16 protein-coding genes and 2 pseudogenes are annotated in these 15,288 nt (G+C 56.7%); 12 read left to right on the top strand and 6 right to left on the bottom strand.

Annotation, left to right across the window (positions count from 1 at the left end; translation table 11 throughout):
- Nucleotides 1-10 precede the first annotated feature (10 nt).
- Nucleotides 11-547 carry a thermonuclease family protein gene (locus N7E02_RS03870; RefSeq protein WP_286578778.1) on the bottom strand — a complete coding sequence of 179 codons (537 nt, stop codon included), beginning with the start codon at nt 545-547 and terminating at the stop codon, nt 11-13.
- Nucleotides 548-597: 50 nt separating this feature from the next.
- Nucleotides 598-897 carry a thermonuclease family protein gene (locus tag N7E02_RS03865; protein ID WP_286578777.1) on the bottom strand — a complete coding sequence of 100 codons (300 nt, stop codon included), beginning with the start codon at nt 895-897 and terminating at the stop codon, nt 598-600.
- A 753-nt stretch (nt 898-1,650) separates the two neighbouring features.
- Between N7E02_RS03865 and N7E02_RS03860 the strand changes: the two genes are divergently transcribed.
- From N7E02_RS03860 to N7E02_RS03835, 6 genes are all read left to right on the top strand, one after another.
- Nucleotides 1,651-2,046 (top strand): hypothetical protein, encoded by a 396-nt coding sequence (locus tag N7E02_RS03860; RefSeq protein ID WP_286578776.1) that lies wholly within the window; start codon nt 1,651-1,653, stop codon nt 2,044-2,046.
- A gap of 68 nt (nt 2,047-2,114) precedes the next feature.
- Nucleotides 2,115-2,882 carry a ParA family protein gene (locus N7E02_RS03855; protein WP_286578775.1) on the top strand — a complete coding sequence of 256 codons (768 nt, stop codon included), beginning with the start codon at nt 2,115-2,117 and terminating at the stop codon, nt 2,880-2,882.
- A gap of 100 nt (nt 2,883-2,982) precedes the next feature.
- Nucleotides 2,983-3,291, top strand: coding sequence for a hypothetical protein (locus tag N7E02_RS03850; protein WP_286578774.1), 309 nt, complete (start codon nt 2,983-2,985; stop codon nt 3,289-3,291).
- Between the two features lie 5 nt (nt 3,292-3,296).
- Nucleotides 3,297-3,668 (top strand): hypothetical protein, encoded by a 372-nt coding sequence (locus tag N7E02_RS03845; RefSeq protein WP_286578773.1) that lies wholly within the window; start codon nt 3,297-3,299, stop codon nt 3,666-3,668.
- Nucleotides 3,669-3,866: 198 nt separating this feature from the next.
- Entirely contained in the window at nt 3,867-4,523 is a 657-nt protein-coding gene (locus N7E02_RS03840) for a hypothetical protein (RefSeq protein ID WP_286578772.1), read from the top strand.
- Complete coding sequence (locus N7E02_RS03835) at nt 4,520-5,662, top strand: relaxase/mobilization nuclease domain-containing protein (RefSeq protein ID WP_286578771.1); 1,143 nt, start codon at nt 4,520-4,522, stop codon at nt 5,660-5,662. The genes N7E02_RS03840 and N7E02_RS03835 overlap by 4 nt, the downstream gene beginning before the upstream one ends.
- Here N7E02_RS03835 and N7E02_RS03830 read toward each other — a convergent pair.
- Nucleotides 5,659-6,288: a hypothetical protein gene (locus N7E02_RS03830; protein ID WP_286578770.1), complete on the bottom strand. Its 630-nt coding sequence runs from the start codon at nt 6,286-6,288 to the stop codon at nt 5,659-5,661. The two genes, N7E02_RS03835 and N7E02_RS03830, sit on opposite strands and share 4 nt — an antisense overlap.
- A gap of 1,056 nt (nt 6,289-7,344) precedes the next feature.
- Here N7E02_RS03830 and N7E02_RS03825 point away from each other — a divergent pair.
- The 5 genes and pseudogenes from N7E02_RS03825 (at nt 7,345) to N7E02_RS03805 (ending at nt 9,950) form a co-directional block, all read left to right on the top strand.
- The gene (locus tag N7E02_RS03825; protein ID WP_286579074.1) at nt 7,345-7,611 is read left to right on the top strand and encodes a helix-turn-helix transcriptional regulator; all 267 of its coding nucleotides are present in this window, start codon (nt 7,345-7,347) and stop codon (nt 7,609-7,611) included.
- A gap of 12 nt (nt 7,612-7,623) precedes the next feature.
- On the top strand, nt 7,624-7,833 hold the full coding sequence (locus N7E02_RS03820; protein ID WP_286578769.1) for a HipA N-terminal domain-containing protein: 210 nt from the start codon (nt 7,624-7,626) through the stop codon (nt 7,831-7,833).
- A pseudogene (locus N7E02_RS03815) lies at nt 7,779-8,353 on the top strand (tyrosine-type recombinase/integrase); the annotation flags it as partial. The gene N7E02_RS03820 and the pseudogene N7E02_RS03815, both read left to right, overlap by 55 nt.
- A gap of 300 nt (nt 8,354-8,653) precedes the next feature.
- Nucleotides 8,654-9,193, top strand: coding sequence for an SH3 domain-containing protein (locus tag N7E02_RS03810; RefSeq protein WP_286578768.1), 540 nt, complete (start codon nt 8,654-8,656; stop codon nt 9,191-9,193).
- 334 nt (nt 9,194-9,527) lie between these two features.
- Nucleotides 9,528-9,950 (top strand): hypothetical protein, encoded by a 423-nt coding sequence (locus N7E02_RS03805; protein WP_286578767.1) that lies wholly within the window; start codon nt 9,528-9,530, stop codon nt 9,948-9,950.
- 69 nt (nt 9,951-10,019) lie between these two features.
- On the opposite strand, the pseudogene N7E02_RS29410 reads toward N7E02_RS03805, so the two are convergent.
- From N7E02_RS29410 to N7E02_RS03785, 3 genes and pseudogenes are all read right to left on the bottom strand, one after another.
- A pseudogene (locus N7E02_RS29410) lies at nt 10,020-12,262 on the bottom strand (methyl-accepting chemotaxis protein).
- 252 nt (nt 12,263-12,514) lie between these two features.
- The gene (locus tag N7E02_RS03790) at nt 12,515-12,931 is read right to left on the bottom strand and encodes an LbetaH domain-containing protein (protein WP_286578765.1); all 417 of its coding nucleotides are present in this window, start codon (nt 12,929-12,931) and stop codon (nt 12,515-12,517) included.
- A 79-nt stretch (nt 12,932-13,010) separates the two neighbouring features.
- A complete protein-coding gene (locus tag N7E02_RS03785) occupies nt 13,011-13,691 on the bottom strand; it encodes a capsular polysaccharide synthesis protein (RefSeq protein WP_286579073.1) in 681 nt (226 codons plus the stop codon).
- 688 nt (nt 13,692-14,379) lie between these two features.
- Here N7E02_RS03785 and N7E02_RS03780 point away from each other — a divergent pair.
- Nucleotides 14,380-14,595: a hypothetical protein gene (locus N7E02_RS03780; RefSeq protein WP_286578764.1), complete on the top strand. Its 216-nt coding sequence runs from the start codon at nt 14,380-14,382 to the stop codon at nt 14,593-14,595.
- Nucleotides 14,596-15,288: the final 693 nt, after the last annotated feature.

The raw sequence follows: 15,288 nt of genomic DNA, 5'->3' as shown, positions 1-15,288 counted from the left end.
TTGATGTCATCTATTTCTTTGGAGACCGGCAAGGGCAGGGAAGCTCCATTTTAGTGTCCGGCCGCTCTGGCTCAAAATCTGCAGGTTTCGCGATCGTTGCAGCGTAGAGCCAGGGCGGCGGCAGGTCTGGTGACGACCAAACGCCATAGCCCAATCCACGTGCCTTTCTCTCGATATCGAAATATGCAGGCACCTGCGGTTCGTCGCGATAGTTGAAGGCATATCCGATGCCCTCTGCAATCGCAGTCGCGGCAAGGTTTGTTTCTCCGACGAAGCAGTGGGCGATCAAAACCTTGTTCCGATCGCGACCGATCGGCGCGCAGTTGAGGTTCTGCCCGAGCGTCCTAAGGATCATCCATGCACGAGACACCTGGCCCACCGGCCAGGATACCCCGTCATCGGTGGCAGTCTGTTCAAGCCTGGGCGCCTCAAACCCGGCCAGCCGCACGAGCTGAGTGGTCCTGACGAACTCGAAGGTCGTGCTATCGACGACCCGGACCTTTCCATAAATCTGGCGCGGCAAATTAGCCGGCTGCTGTTGGGCCATCAGAGAGGCGGGCAAAATGGACAGTGCTATGAAAAGCTTTGAAACGAACCTCACTTTCTGAGGCCTCCATGGCTCTGCAGGACGGAGAGAGGATGGGGCAAATCAGATGAGGCCCACAGCCCCGCTCTCGCTAACCGCGCGCTTTCCTCGGCTACCCTATAGCCGGGTACGATGAGTTGCCCGTGATCGTCGACCGCCGCAAACGCCCATCCCTGGGCAATGAGGTAGGTCGCGAGATCGTAATGGCGCTCACCTGATGTCGTGTGGCAAACGACCACGGCGTTGTTCTGATCGATGTCTTTGACATCTTCGCAGACAGGCCTTGTATCCCTGATGATTGCCTGCGCCATGATGATGTTTAGCTCGCCGCAATCGCGTAGTGTCCCGTTCAGGACCGTGACGCGCGTTCCTCTCAAACATGCCTGAACGCCATAGAGACGATATCGGCGTCCCCGGAAACCCAGGTGTCAGCCGTCTCGAATTGCGCGCTGATTGGAAAGGGGGTGAATGCGGCGCGGGAGTCTCGCTGGCTGGTGAGGTGAGATCCGCTTCTGTAGCCTGAATTAGGGCTATCGGAGCGGTGGATCTCTGTGGGAGCAGCGTGTGGCCCGCTTTGATGTCAGGCATGAAGTAAATACTTGCATAAAAGCTGGAGGCAAGAATTGTGGGAATGAGCATTGTGCCTCCCACCCGCGTCAATTGATCGACTGAGCGGAGCACTCGGCAAAGCTTGGCTTCACGCTCCCGCTTGATGCATTTTCATTTTTCATGCTGATGGCATTGAGGACTGCCGTGATCGCTGCAGCGAAGGTTGTCGTGCGTGGTGCCGGGAACAATTTTATTCCTGTGACATGAACGGCCTGCATGTTCGTAACTAGCTGTCGCATGAGCTCTTTCCATCCCGCATCGTGACGTAAACAGATGCTCTAGAAATTGCATAAGAGCAGAATGATAAGACGCATCACGCGTGACAGTGCCCGCGTTTATCGGTCATTTGAGACATACCACACAATGCATTAAATTATACTGCAGTGCAAGTATGGACTGTTCGAAAAGTGTGATGTAGGATCTGAGTGCTGCTCAACTCTTCAGGGAGGACGTCGATGGCGGCATTTCGGACGGCTTTTATGTTTGTGCGGTTCTCTTTTCGCTCAATCTGCGTTCTCACCCAGATTGCTTTATTGTTGGTTGTAGCGCCGATCTATCTGTTGGTTTCGTGCTTTCTTCCCGCAGATTGGACCTTATCACTCTGGCAATCGGCTTCAGATCTCTACGCCCATTCGGAATTGTTCAAGGCGGCGACTATCGCTTCAGCTACACTTCTTTGCCTGCCGATACTGGGAGTTTGGCCGGGTAAACCGCCGGAGAAAACAACGACTGAGCGCCTCGAGGAGGCCGACATGGCGATTGCGGCAAGGCGGCAGGACGAAAGTCTCGCCAAGCTTAGGAACTCCATGGCCAATTCGCACGGGTCGCCACCCTCGTGGTGGGGAATGTGATCGCTATCGTGTTTGGCCTGGGTTGTTTGCGCGCCCGGCGAATTTGAACTGCCGCACGACAGCACGGCTTGGATTCGAGAAACGTTATGGTAGCTAAACCACTCTCACTCGCAATCTCGACCTTCAAGGGAGGCGCTGGAAAATCGACGCTTAACGTCAATTTGGCGGCAGAGTTTGCCCAGCAGGGACATCGCACGCTTCTCATCGATTGCGACGAACAGGAGTCATCGACGCGATGGTACAACGTCTCCATGAAACGTGGTCTTTTGCCGACCGACGGCACTCTGCTTCACTGTCGAATTGGACCGGGGGATCGCTTCCCTGATCGACTTTCGGAGGCGCCCGAAGCGGACATCCGCATCTACGACGTCGGAGGCTATGTGCACCACCGCGCAATCGAGGTCTATCATGAGTGCGATGCCGTGCTGATCCCGATCATTCCTGAGCCGACCGCTGCGACGTCGGCGATCAAGGTAGCAACAATCCTGACGGAAATCTCGAAGAAGCGGGCAGCCGGTCCGATCCCGTTTGCGGCGATCTGGAACTATATCGATATGATTGCGCTGAAGCATAATCGATCTTTGCCGGAGGTGCATACAATCCTGACCAGCGGCAAAATTCCGATAGTCGACACGGTCGTCCGCAAGAGTAACCACTTCAGCGATGTCGGGGCTGGCTTTGGTTCTCTCTACTCCAAACTGGCCACCATAGAGAGCAATCAGGCCTTGACATTATCCGCCAAGCGGCGGGCTTGCGAGAGCGTCCTCGATGCAATCGATCTCGTGAAGAGGATCAACAACGAGTTTATCGGCCTGCTGCAGAGGGAGGCAGCCTAGCTTCATGTCTCGAGAGCGAACACCAGCCGGAAACATCCTCGCTCTGTCACGATCGAGGGAAGAGCATGTCAAAGCGGTCGAAGACGCTGCAACCTCGTACATGCCGACGGACATTGATCTGAAAACCTGGTTGCCGGAAGAAGGCCTCCCCGAGGAAAACAATGGGGATGGTGAGAAGGTTGTCTCGCCATCAGCAACTCGTAAGGGTAGGGGCGATCGCCATGATGAGGTGACGACGAAGCGCTCGGTGGTGACGAATGCTGACGTTGTCCGAAGGAAGCGCATCTCTCTTTATCTCGACGACGATGTTTTGATGAAGATCTTTCGCGTTTCCCTCGAGCAACATGAACAGCTGTCCGCGGCAACCCATCGCCTTATCCTGGAAGCTTTGAAGGCGCGGGGATTTTAAGGCTTATGCGTGAGCCAGCGATCATGTTCCGCCTCCCGGCTCACGTTCTAAACGGTCTGGACAAGCTCGCAAAGCGGCTCGACGTTTCCACCAATATTGTCGCCAAGTTGATTGTAACCCGCGAGATTACCCGCATTCCTGCGATGCTCGAAGAACATGACCGGCAGCTCGCAAACATGCGTCAATTCCTGCGTGAGCTTGCGTTTCGCAATGAGGATTTTCTTCTGGCGGGCAACAGCTCCCCGTCGTGCGCGGCGATGGCGGATAGTTTAAAGGAGCTGACGGGCGCATTGGACGCCGTTCGTGAGGCGAGCTTCGTCCGCCCATCAAGCTTCATCGACGACCTTATTAGGAAGCATGATGAACGATCGATCTAACACTCCCTCGATGTCGAAGTCGGCCGACCGCAGGCTGCCGAGCTATTTCGATTTGGTCGAAGAGGACAGCCGTCGGCGCGGCGGGGAGGTGGAGGCACCCGTAATAGGTCGGCTGCATCTGGCAGTTTATCTGCGGCGGGGAAGAATGCTGGCGCGGCCTCGGCGCTCAGCCGGGCATCCGGAAACAATGCAGTTGTCGTGAAGGTATTGTCTTACGGAGCAGGAGCAGTATCTGCGAAAAATGTCCTTGCCTACCAAAGCAAGGAAGAGAAGGCGCGCGATCAAGACGGGCTGGAAGTCACGGACATCAACGCGGCGGTGCGATCATGGGAGCGTGAATTCAGCCATCGGAAGGGCACCGATGATGTTCTGCGCCTAACCTATGAATTGGAGACCGCTGAGAGGAAGAAAATCGGACACGCCCTTCGATCACTTGCCGATGACGGCTTCTACCGAGAGGGCGACACCAATCGGACCTATGCCTTCAGCGTGAGCGACGGCGTGGGAGGGCAGACAAGGTTGCATTTCGCGCTGGTCATCGCGCACGAAAAGAAGGACCGATCTGACCGCGGCCAGCTCAACCGGATTTCCGCTGAAATCGATAACGTCCATGCCATAGAGCGTCGCATGGACCGGGCCTTGCGGGACGCCGGGATCATTCCGGTTTCCCGGTATCCGGCGAGTTGCTCGTCTGGACCGAAGGGCTTTACGGCGACCCTCCACGCCATGCAACGCGATGGCGCGGAGGTTGCCGTCTCGACAAAACCCAGCTGGTCGAGAGGCCGGGAAAAAGCGGTCGTTACGAGCAAGGTAGCGAACGTCGCGAGCTCGTGTCCACGGATCACCAGGACTTGACCAAGCACGGTCAATTGGTCGGGTCGCTGATGCAGACGCGGCAGCCACGGGACTTCATGCACCTCCTGCTATCCGGGCCGGCCAACGTGGACCGCGATCGGTTCGTTCTCGCTGGTCGAGATTTTCTGAGAGAGCAGTTCACCGGTCACCGCTACGCCTATGCCGTCCATAATCGTGCGGACCCGCAGAAGCATCCGCATCTGCATGTTGTCGTTGCGCTACGCAATAGCACTGGGCGTGCGCTCAATCCAAATATTCGCGACTTCGCGGAATGGCGGCTTCGTTTCGCCGAAAAGGCTCGTGATCGGGGATTACCTATAGATCGACAGAAGCGGACCGAACGTGCGGCTCCTCCTCCGGTCAAGCGGTGGGAATGGGAGATGTTTCAGCGGATGGGGGCGACCGCGCCCTCCAATGTTTTCGACAAAGTGGTTTCTAAGATCTGGGATAGGCCTGTCGAGCCGAGCCGCGATGACGCCAAACTTAGGTTCGAGCAAACTCGTCGAGCCGTTGGCCGAGTGATTCAAATGCTCGATGGCCTCGCGCGCGACAGATCTGCCCCGAGTACGGTTCGTGAGCTGAGTCAGGATCTTTGTGCCGGGCTGCGTCGTGAACATCACCGGCTTGAAGCCGCCGTTCAACAGGGACGTGATCCCGCAGAAGAGAAAGGGCAGGACAATATGATCCGATCTACACCGATCAGTTCGACGCAGGCGAAAGCGGCAAAGGAAACTTTGGCCAATATTGCGGTGAGTGTCGCGGCAAAGATTGCCGATCCCGCTGACCGCTTAATCTTTGAGCAGGCAACGGAAGTCATCGGAAAGGTGGTCGGTCTGCAGCTGGACTCGAGAGTCGTAAAGGATCGTGGTCGGACTGACTCAAAAACTGTTCAGGGGAAGCCGGATGCTTTGGTTACAAAGTCTGCGGCGGGGCGCGATCATGTGGCGGAGCAGGGCGTCGTCTACAGGAGCTCGAATGATCGCATTGCCGACGCGGCGCGCATTGCTCGGTCCAATGCGGATTTGCGAGGTCAGGATCAAGAGCGGCCGCCGGAAAAGGCAACAACCAAAGAGGCAAGCCGGGATATTCCCAAATCGATCAAGTTGCGCCCGCCACAGGATAGGGATCGCAGTCGCTAGTGCCCCGTCACCAGAGAACGTCGTCTTCCCAACTGACGCGCGGAACGTGAGCGTGCCGCTAGCCCCATAATCTGAAGGGTAATCAACTCCGCTGTTTCAGATTTCGGGACATTGCTTTCAGCAAAGGCGGAGTACTGGAGGGCATCTACGCCGAGGCCCGCTGCGGCAGCAAGCCCTGCGAGGGTCGTGCCAACAAAGACGCATTTCGAAATCTCAAGGTCGTAATGCTCCAAAATGCGAGCAATCATCCCTGCTGTGTCCAGAAATTTTTGGTTGGCGAAGTGTGTAGAACTTTCTGGAGCTGCTGTCGGTGGCCAGGCCAGCCAAAAGTGCGGTGATGCTCCGTACGCACCAAGAATGCCATCGAGAACATGTATGAGCGTTGATGCCGATTGTTGGCCCGCTTGACCGTCTTCCACACCCCCGTGATCGGATATAAAACCAAAATTAAAATGGCTACATCGAAGTCTGTGCAAGACGTGGAGCAGTGTCTCATCTATGTCATCGAGAGAAAGTGTTCTAGATCCATGTTTTTGCCGTAAAAGAGTACCCTGCCTCTCGAAGATGACAAGCCGGTTACCGTTCAGCCGGCGATAAATATTGACCTGATCGAGCTCTTTAGTCATGGGATGAGATCAATGTCCTCTGTGCTGTCGTGGCTTAAGATCGCTCGCCCTTAAGTAACTGTTCTCCCAGTGCACGATTGGAGCGGATACCAGCTGATCTCTGGCTCGCCGCAAATTATTGTTCTCTGTAATGGCAGACGGCTGATGACCGGTAGTTTTCGAATGATGAGCTACATGGCCAATCTTCAGTCTCTTTAGGACCATATCCTGCATGGCGGAGTGCGAAAACGCTCTTGAGTCTCTGCGGTTTTCGTGCGCGGCTCCACTGCTGAAGGGCAGATCGATGGAGCGCTCGTCGAAATGCACGCATCGCCAGATACAACCACTTCTGTTCGCGCCAGTAATGAGCGCCAGGCTGACAAAGGGTGACTTGCGCGTGTGGTGCGTCTATCGATCAAATTCTATTTGGGAGAAAGTCCTCATTCAAATGTTGGACGCGCTGAGATATTAACTGGGCAGTTTTAGGCCCACGTTGAATTATACACCGCCCTTCAGTGCCTTTGATCCACTGAATTTATTGGAGAAAGTTCGCTATTGGTAGGTGCAATTTTGCGGGGGCGAGGGACCGGACATCAGCCTAGACGCTTTTTCCGCTCTCGGCTGCGTGCCCGATTATCGTCAGGAGACAATGCCGTTGCCGGCCTGCGGGCTCGCACCCAATTAGAGCGGCCGGATGTCGGAGGCTCGCATTTTGGGACACGCTTCTTGACAGCATCCCGCATGGAGTCGAGGATCAGCGCCGTTAGCTCTCGCGTTCTTCCGCGGGCATCCTGTCCCATATGTGCATTGCATCGGCGGCCTGCTGAATCCTTATCGACGGGTCGTCCAACCGCTCTTCGGTCGCTATAGCGGGCTTCCGCTGATCCGATTTGACCATATTGCTCTTCTGACAGAGCCTGAGAAATCCCACCTAACAGCGAACCATATCAATTACTTGACTTCCCGATCAGGAAGTTTCTGCATTCGAAGTTACCTTCCTTCCTTATCGGTAAGATTGTCTGGATTTCCCTATTTCTTCCTGTACGGTAAGCAAAATGGTATGGAGATGGAGATTACATTATCCGATCCGCCGCGGAATTCGGAGCGCTGATCCGGAAGCGCCGCAAAACACTTGGATGGACCCAGATACAGCTGGCCGAGTGTTGCGGCACCGGCGAGCGCTTTATCGTCGACCTGGAGAATGGCAAGCCGAGCTGCCATCTGGAAAAATCGCTGATCGCCGCCCGTACGGTGGGTATCGATCTCGGCGACCTAAAATCCGCGATGTCCTCGCCCGCCCCGGCGGCCGACGACGATCTCGGCTATCTGCCACGATTTTTCTGATCGAGTGCCGCTGTGACGACGATCTACTACGAGAACTGGCCTGTCGCCCACCTGGCAGATCAAGATGGCCTATCTCTAACCTATAATGCCGCATGGGAACAGCGCGCCTCCGCCTTCCCGCTTTCGCTCACGATGCCCCTGCGTACCCGAGGCCACGGCGGTCCGCACCGTCGGCCGTCCCGAATTTCGGTGATGAGGCCGACGCCTATATCGAAGCGATGAAGCCCCAGTTTCGGAATACGAAGCACGTGGGCCAATGGGGAACGACCCTCCGCGAATACGCCGCGCCGTTGCGTAGCAAGCCGGTCAACGAGATCACCACGGCGGATATCCTGGCCGTGCTGAAGCCTATCTGGCTCACGAAGTCGGAAACGGCCTCGCGGGTGCGGGGCAGGATCGAGCGCGTCCTCGTCGCTTCGAAAGCAAAGGGGCACCGATCCGGCGAAAATCCAGCCCTGTGGCGCAGACATCTCGACAAGCTCCTGCCAAAGCGCCGGAAGCTGGCGCGCGCCATTACGCGGCAATGCCCTATGTCGACGTGCCGGCGTTCATCAAGGATCTGCGGGAGCGCGAGGCGACCGCCGCACGGGCATTGGAATTCACGATCCTGACGGCTGCGCGATCCGGTGAGACGTTCGGCGCTGTCTGGAAGGAGTTCGATCTTAAGGCCGGTGATTGGACCGTCCCGGCCGAGCGGATGAAAGCCGGGCGGGAGCATCGCGTACCATTGACCCCGCGGGCCTCAGCAACGTCAATAATTCTCTACAGCGTGCTCTGGCCTCTTTAGAGGACTTGCATCCAAGGGGCTTTGTCCGCGGACATATCTAAGAGCTCCTCGGATCTTGCGTTAACGCGAAATCCGCTTGAATATGCCACCGGGTTGGGTGGCATCATGCGAAAGCGCTTCTTTGTCGGGCTTGCGGTTCTAGCGGCCCTGTATCTGCTGCAGTCTACGGGCAAGGAAGCGCAGCAACCGCTTTCCTCATCACCGACAGTTTCTTACCAACCGGCCCATGAAAGCGCCCAACCGTCCGGAGGCCCAGTGCCGGTCAAACTGGAGGCAGCGCCTCGCGCAGTCGTCGAGCCGCCGGCGCGATCGCGCGACGCTGCCCAGCCGAGGCGCGCGTTCGTCCGCGGCAATGCCGTCGCACTCCGAAGCGGCCCAGGCAAAACCTATTCGATCCTCGATCGCTATGATGCCGGCAGGGAAGTCGATGTATTCGACGCTGATGGAGAAGGGGCGCAAGTAAAGGATCGGCTGACGCAGCGGGAAGGCTGGGTCTTCGCCTCTTTGCTCTCGGAGACACCGCTCGAGCCGGCTCGGAAGGATCCTGAACCGCAGGCCGAGCAACCGGCGCCGAAAGCTGCCCCCGACGTATCCGACAGTCTCATCGTCCAGCGGATTATCGCAGCATCGATCGCCAACTACCCCGGCAACTGCCCATGTCCCGAGAACCGTGACCGTGCCGGCCGTCGGTGCGGCAAGCGCAGCGCCTGGGCGAAAGGCGGAGGCTATGCGCCGCTTTGCTACGCCAGCGATGTCACGCCTGCCATGATCTCAGCATTCCGTGGCCGGAACTGATTGACTGCAGCGATTGCCCGCTATTACCACCAGCCGAAGGACTTCCCGAAAGGATGCAACGCGCCAGCAACCTTTGCGACTTCCACGATCGTTGCCAAAATTCGCTCGTACCGCTGCAGCACGACGACTTTTCCGGTGACGACGGCCTTGCCGTTCCAAAATAGCTCGCCGCTTTTTTATCCACCGTCAATCTACGAGTATCGGCCCACTTCGTGTGATCCCCATTCAGTCAAAACCGCCGCGGCGCTGCGGGGTTATTAACGCTAACTTAACCATCCGCTCGACACGCCGCAAAGTTGTGGCATCTTCACCCTGGGCAAACTGGGGATAAATCGTGACATTGAAAAACACCATGCGTGGCAGATTTGCCGCGCTGATGACGCTTGCTTTGGCGGGATGCACTACGACGCAGACGGAGTTCGCAAAGAACCCGAAGGCAGTGGATAAGGTCTCGCTCTGTCGGACCTATTTGCAGAGCCAAGATCCGGTCTTCCAGCAGCAAATCGTCGCCGAGCTTGAGAAGCGGAGCGTCAAAGCCTGGGATTGTCCGGCACTCGTCCAGCAGCAGGACCAGGTAGCGACCGCAATCGTCGCTGTGGCGCTGATCGGCGGCGCGGTCGCCTATTGTTCAAACCATCATTGCGGTGGAAGCAGCTACCAGGGTTATCCAGGAAATTGCCGGTACAATTGGCAGCGCGACGCCGCCGGAAACCGCTGCGGCGATCGAAGCGCAGCGGCACGTCCTGGTGGGTATTGATCGCCGAACATCCCAGATCAACGTCCGTGGCCGATGGGGCCACGGGGAGTTGTTTGGATGACGAGCCGATTAAAATTCTTCCCAATTGTCGGCCGCTGGCGCAGCAGCACCTCGACCGCCGAAGGCCTGGGTGATCTTGCCCATCATGCCGCGCGCCGGGGATGGCTGCGGGGTCGAACGCTGCGATGCAGCCATAACCGAGGCCGTCTGGCGGAGCGTTGCGCTTTGCATCGTGGCACCGGCGCCGAGCTGGAACTGCGAGATGAGATCACGAAGGCGAGCCGACTCGTTGGCAAGCGTGGCGCCGGCTGCATTGGCTTCTTCCACCATTGCGGCGTTCTGCTGCGTCACCTGGTCCATCTGGTTGACGGCCGTGTTGACTTCTGCCAGGCCCACCGACTGTTCGCGCGCCGAGGTGGCGATCGCGTCCATGTGCTGGTTGATCGTGACGATATAGGCCTCGATCGTTTTTAGGGCCGTGCCGGTATCGCTGACCAGCTTAACGCCGTTGCCCACTGCAGCCGAGGACTTACCGATCAGTTCCTTGATCTCCTTGGCGGCCTTGGCGGAACGCTGTGCCAGTTCGCGCACTTCCTGCGCGACCACCGCAAAGCCCTTGCCGGCTTCGCCCGCACGGGCTGCTTCCACGCCGGCATTCAGCGCTAGGAGGTTGGTCTGGAAGGCGATGTCGTCGATCACGCCGATAATGTTGGATATCTGGCCGGATGACTGCTCAATGTCGCCCATGGCGTTGACCGCATTGGCAACGACGGCACCCGACTGGCGGGCGCTGTCGTTTGCCTGGATGGCCACCGTGCGGGCTTCCTCGGCGCGCTTCGAAGAGTTGGCCACATTGGTGGTGATTTCATCCAGGGCGGCTGCGGTTTCCTCGAGAGAAGCGGCCTGTTGTTCTGTACGCTTCGACAGGTCGTCGGCGCTCTGGCTGATCTCGCGCGAGCCGCTGTCGATCGAACTGGTTGCCTGGGCGACAGAGCCGAGCGTGCCGCGCAGCTGTTCGACGGCGGCATTGAAATCGGCGCGAAGGCTCTCGAAGTCGTCGGCGAAAGGCTTGCTCAGGATGAATGTGAGGTCGCCGGCCGAGAGATGCTTCAGGCCTGCGGCCAATCCGTTCGTGGCCTCCGCCATTGCCTGGGCGCGCTCGTGATCCCGGGTGGCGTTGCGCTGCCTTTGCTCCTCAGTCTGGCTGCGCTGAGCTTCCGCGTCACGCTCCAACGCTTCAGTCTTCAGCGCGTTGTCTTTGAACACTTGCACAGCCTTCGCCATGGCGCCGATTTCGTCAGGTCGTGTCTCGCCGGCAACCTCGGCATTGAGATCGCCCGATGCAAGGCGGCCCATCGTGCCCGTCAGGCGACCGATGGCATTGCCAAGCGACTTCGCGAACAGAAGGAAGCCGAGCAGGGAGAGCAGGGATACGACTACGGTGCCGCCAACGGTCATCCAAGTTGCGATTTCCGCATCCTTCACCACTGACGTCACGTCCGAAGCGATCTCCAGCACGCCAATCTTCTCCCCGAGAAGTTGGTGAAGGGCGTAGCTTCGATGAGATAAAACTTATCGCCGATCGCCCGGTCCTCACGGACGGTCGCACCGTCGTAAGCGGCTTTTAGCTGCCCTTCATCGAGGAGCGCCGTGTCTGCCGTCGACGCCTGCCTCTGGAACTTCCCATCCACCATGATATGGACATTGATCTGCCCGCCAATGCGCTCGGCGAGAGGCTTGAAGTAATCGTTCGTCAGGCTGGTTCCCGTGTCCACAATGCCGATAACTTTGCCGTCACGCATGACCGGGGCAGATGCAAACATGCTGACAGCAGTCCGGCCTGGCTCAGTGCCGGCCACCAGCTTCCCACTCCCGAGAGCGGCCACGATGGTCTTCCGGCGTGCTTTCATATCGTCGCCGAACTTGTCGGGTGTGTGGATGCGGGCGACCGCCTCGCCTTTGGCATTGACGAATGTGATCAGCTGGACGTTACCTTCGCTCACAATCCCGCTCATGCTGTGTGCATAGCGTGCGATGATTTCGTCGCGGCCGTTGTTCTCAATGAGGTTCGCGGTATCCGGCTGGCCAGCGAGCGCAAGCGCAAGTGCTGAAGTCGCCTTTTTCTGAGCGATCATGTCATTGTCGACGAGGGAGCTATCGCTGGATGCTTCCCGCAACAGCGTCTCTTCTTTGGCAGCATCCTGACGATACCAAGCCATGCCGCCAATTAGCGCGCTGGAAAATAGAACAGCGGCAAAACCACAAGCGGTGATCTTGAACCAGAGCGGCTTGCGAACTTTCTTCTCGGACACTGCTAGAACTCCCCTAAGCAAAACGTCAGTAGCTGCGAATATGCGGAATAAAGCTCAATTTTTACTGAATGGGGCGTGGCCTACCCTAAATATTTGGGGGCGGCCGTCGCACAGTCGAGACAGGGACCCGCGCGGTTAAGTCCTGTGAAACAGCTACGATACCGCCCGAACGTGATCACTCTGATATTCACAGTGGCTATCTGCTGTGAGGGAAAATCCACATCACCACGTCATTGCAAGAAGATCACAACGTCATTGCTCATAGATGAAGCGCTGGTTCGTCAGGTCGTAGGCGCTCTTGTTGACTACAATCGCTCCATCCGGGATAACGGCATCGACCACCGTTACGCCGGCTCCGATTTTTGCCCCGGAGCCTATGACGCATCGGCCAAGCAACGTCGCGTTAGCGCCAATCACAACATTCCTTCCAATACGTGGTGCTTGGTATCGATCATCGGGGCCCTTTTTTGCGCCAATCGTGACATGTTGGAAGATGTGGCAGCCCTCTTCGATTACGGCCTCACCAGCAATAAAAACACCGTAGAGTTCGTGGACGAATTTCACGTCTTTTGCAATGCGAGCCCCCTTACCGATGAAGGCGCCGTAGCCACGCCCTAGCGCCCGATCCAACCACCAACGAAGCATCTTTCTGGCCACGCGCTGCACCATTGTGCGGTCCCCGCGTGGTGTTCTGTCGATGACCGAGACATATCTATGGAGACGGAGGATAACGGGGACGGATGCCATATCAACTCCGTCGGTGTGTCAGCAAAGGCTCGACCATTTTGCGGATATCGATATCCCTGTGTTCGACAATTGCACTCTGAATTTCAGGGTCGTCTGTTCTCGTGCCGGAGCTGATCTTCAGCATCGGAATGGCGCTAAGGTTGACGGTAGCGGGGATCTCTTGGGCAAGGCGCTTTTGCGTTATCACGCGTTTCAAGAGGGCAGGGCCTTTACCAGAAACTTTGGGTGTCATAGCCCAAATGTTCGCCGCCCGTCGGTCCGTCCTAATCAGGTATTCAAACAGATGCATAACCCAAAAATAGTGACCTAGCTTTCCGTCTCTACCATAATAGCGGAGTGCAAGCTCGCACCATTTCCTGGTGAGATAGTTATCGGGTGAGGCAGCAAGAAACCAGCTTTGTACTTCGCGACCGGGATAAGTGTCAGGAAATGCGAAGAACCCGCTCTGCATGAGAGACGGAAGCCAGTGGTCCAGCGGCACAACGCAGGCGCAGCTGGCGTCCACCCACACACCGCCGTACTCTTTAAGAAGCGCAAGCCTGATCGCGTCTGATCGACCTTGCACTTTTCGCTGATCAAACGGGTTCGGAATATCTACCCATGTCGGCAGCGTGATGTTGTCGATCACCCGAACTTTCCAGCCGGGATTTTTATCGATCCAGCTTTGCACAGCGTACTTGATAAACGCCGGTGCTGATATGAGGGGTTTGTCCCAGAATATCCAAATTATGCGAGGAGTTCCTTGGGAAGCGCGTCCACCGCAAAATTGTAGTTTTGATCGTGAAGTTTCCGCTTTCCCACGATTGAGCGCCGAACCGAATGCGAGATCTTCTTCCAAATAAGGAAGGCGTCAAATGCCAGCACTGAATGAATTCCCTAACCCCTATTGCCCTCGCGGTTTGTTTGCATGAGCGAAACTTCAAAGCAACCGGGAGGATACAACCTATGAAAAGTAATATTTTTGGTCTGTCGCCAATCCAACAATGGGTCAGACAGACAGACAGCAGGGGCTTCAAAGGCGGTTGGTGCGACTCAAGGCAAGTAAGCCGCCATAACCAGTGCCCCAAGTACAAATAATATGGCTAATCCATCGCCCATCGAACTAATGGAGCCAAAGTAACGCACTCGCCATCGCTATTATCGCTAACAGACAGATATTTGTTCCGACGTAGAACGCGAAATCGTGCGAGTGTTTGGGCGTGCGGTTCATGGTTGGTTCCTCCACGCACCTAACATGCGCGCTTACTTATTGTTCCAGATGCTTGTGTAGCGTCGTCGAATGTTCAAGGCCTTATCAGACGGTTGTGCATTCGTTCCGGTTCGGAACCCATTTTGACGTGTGGTCGTTTGATCCTCGAAAGGAGACTGCGATGCTTGAACACACACCAATGATTATTTTGGCTGTCGTCCTCGTCACGGCGCTCGCTATAACCGCCTACTTCACGTTGGGGCGTTGGGAGAGAAGCCGTTCACCTGGCAAGCAGGTACCGCCTGAATTGGCTACAAAACGCTGGCTTAACCGTGAAGCCCACAACGCTCGCGAGAAGGATGCGAACATGCGGGAGCCGAACAGGCGTCCTTATTAGCGACTTACCGCCCACACCCATATGGCGTCAACTTGCTCAGCCGCATTTTCATGACATTTAGGATGGTCGAATTAAGTCTCTCAAAGGAGCTTGCCTCAAGTTCTGCGATCATCATCTTTCAATCTACGGAATCCGGTGGCTGAGCCTTGATGACTGTAATGGTGGCGACCTTTTCTAGACTATCTTCTCCTACATGAGCCGCCGCCATCCAGAAATGGCGAGAGGTAGGGGCGGGCATGCAAGCGCGCCTCTCTTCATCTGAGTCGGTACAACTTCCGAATATAATCTCTTATTCGCCCTCATGATCTTTCAGCTACTGCCTAATCTTGGGACCGGAGACCGTCTCATGCTTCCGCTCAACGCGTGTATCAGCTTTCCGATGCCCTCATAGCGTGGTATCGCCCACAAAGTTGCGTGAGTGATTGCTTATGGTTGCCGAGTGTTTCCAATCGTTCATACTGATCCTGCTGTTGTTTGGAGAGACACCGGCACGAGGCAGTTTTGGAGGGGTCCGAACTGCCTCTTCTTCCCCTTGATTTTATTTTCACTTGATGAGCATATTCTCACCTGTGTCCGACCCAGCCGCCGCAACGTCGGGCACTGTGGACGATAGCTGTGTACCGTAGGGCGGTAGAGCTGTCGTCCACCCAAACCGTCCGTTACCGTACGCATACTCATGCGCAGTTGCTAATT

This window comes from Terrirhizobium terrae, from assembly GCF_030323265.1.
Lineage (GTDB): Bacteria > Pseudomonadota > Alphaproteobacteria > Rhizobiales > Rhizobiaceae > Neorhizobium.
The sequence above is the reverse complement of the archived record's forward strand: the minus strand, read 5'-3'. Positions and strand labels throughout refer to the sequence as shown.

Excerpts from the sequence above, each read along its gene's own strand:
- N7E02_RS03870 (WP_286578778.1), bottom strand. The coding sequence starts at position 547 with ATGGCCCAACAGCAGCCGGCTAATTTGCCGCGCCAGATTTATGGAAAG.
- N7E02_RS03850 (WP_286578774.1), top strand. The coding sequence starts at position 2,983 with ATGCCGACGGACATTGATCTGAAAACCTGGTTGCCGGAAGAAGGCCTC.
- N7E02_RS03780 (WP_286578764.1), top strand. The coding sequence starts at position 14,380 with ATGCTTGAACACACACCAATGATTATTTTGGCTGTCGTCCTCGTCACG.
- N7E02_RS03865 (WP_286578777.1), bottom strand. The coding sequence starts at position 897 with ATGGCGCAGGCAATCATCAGGGATACAAGGCCTGTCTGCGAAGATGTC.
- N7E02_RS03860 (WP_286578776.1), top strand. The coding sequence starts at position 1,651 with ATGGCGGCATTTCGGACGGCTTTTATGTTTGTGCGGTTCTCTTTTCGC.
- N7E02_RS03830 (WP_286578770.1), bottom strand. The coding sequence starts at position 6,288 with ATGACTAAAGAGCTCGATCAGGTCAATATTTATCGCCGGCTGAACGGT.
- N7E02_RS03845 (WP_286578773.1), top strand. The coding sequence starts at position 3,297 with ATGCGTGAGCCAGCGATCATGTTCCGCCTCCCGGCTCACGTTCTAAAC.
- N7E02_RS03790 (WP_286578765.1), bottom strand. The coding sequence starts at position 12,931 with ATGGTGCAGCGCGTGGCCAGAAAGATGCTTCGTTGGTGGTTGGATCGG.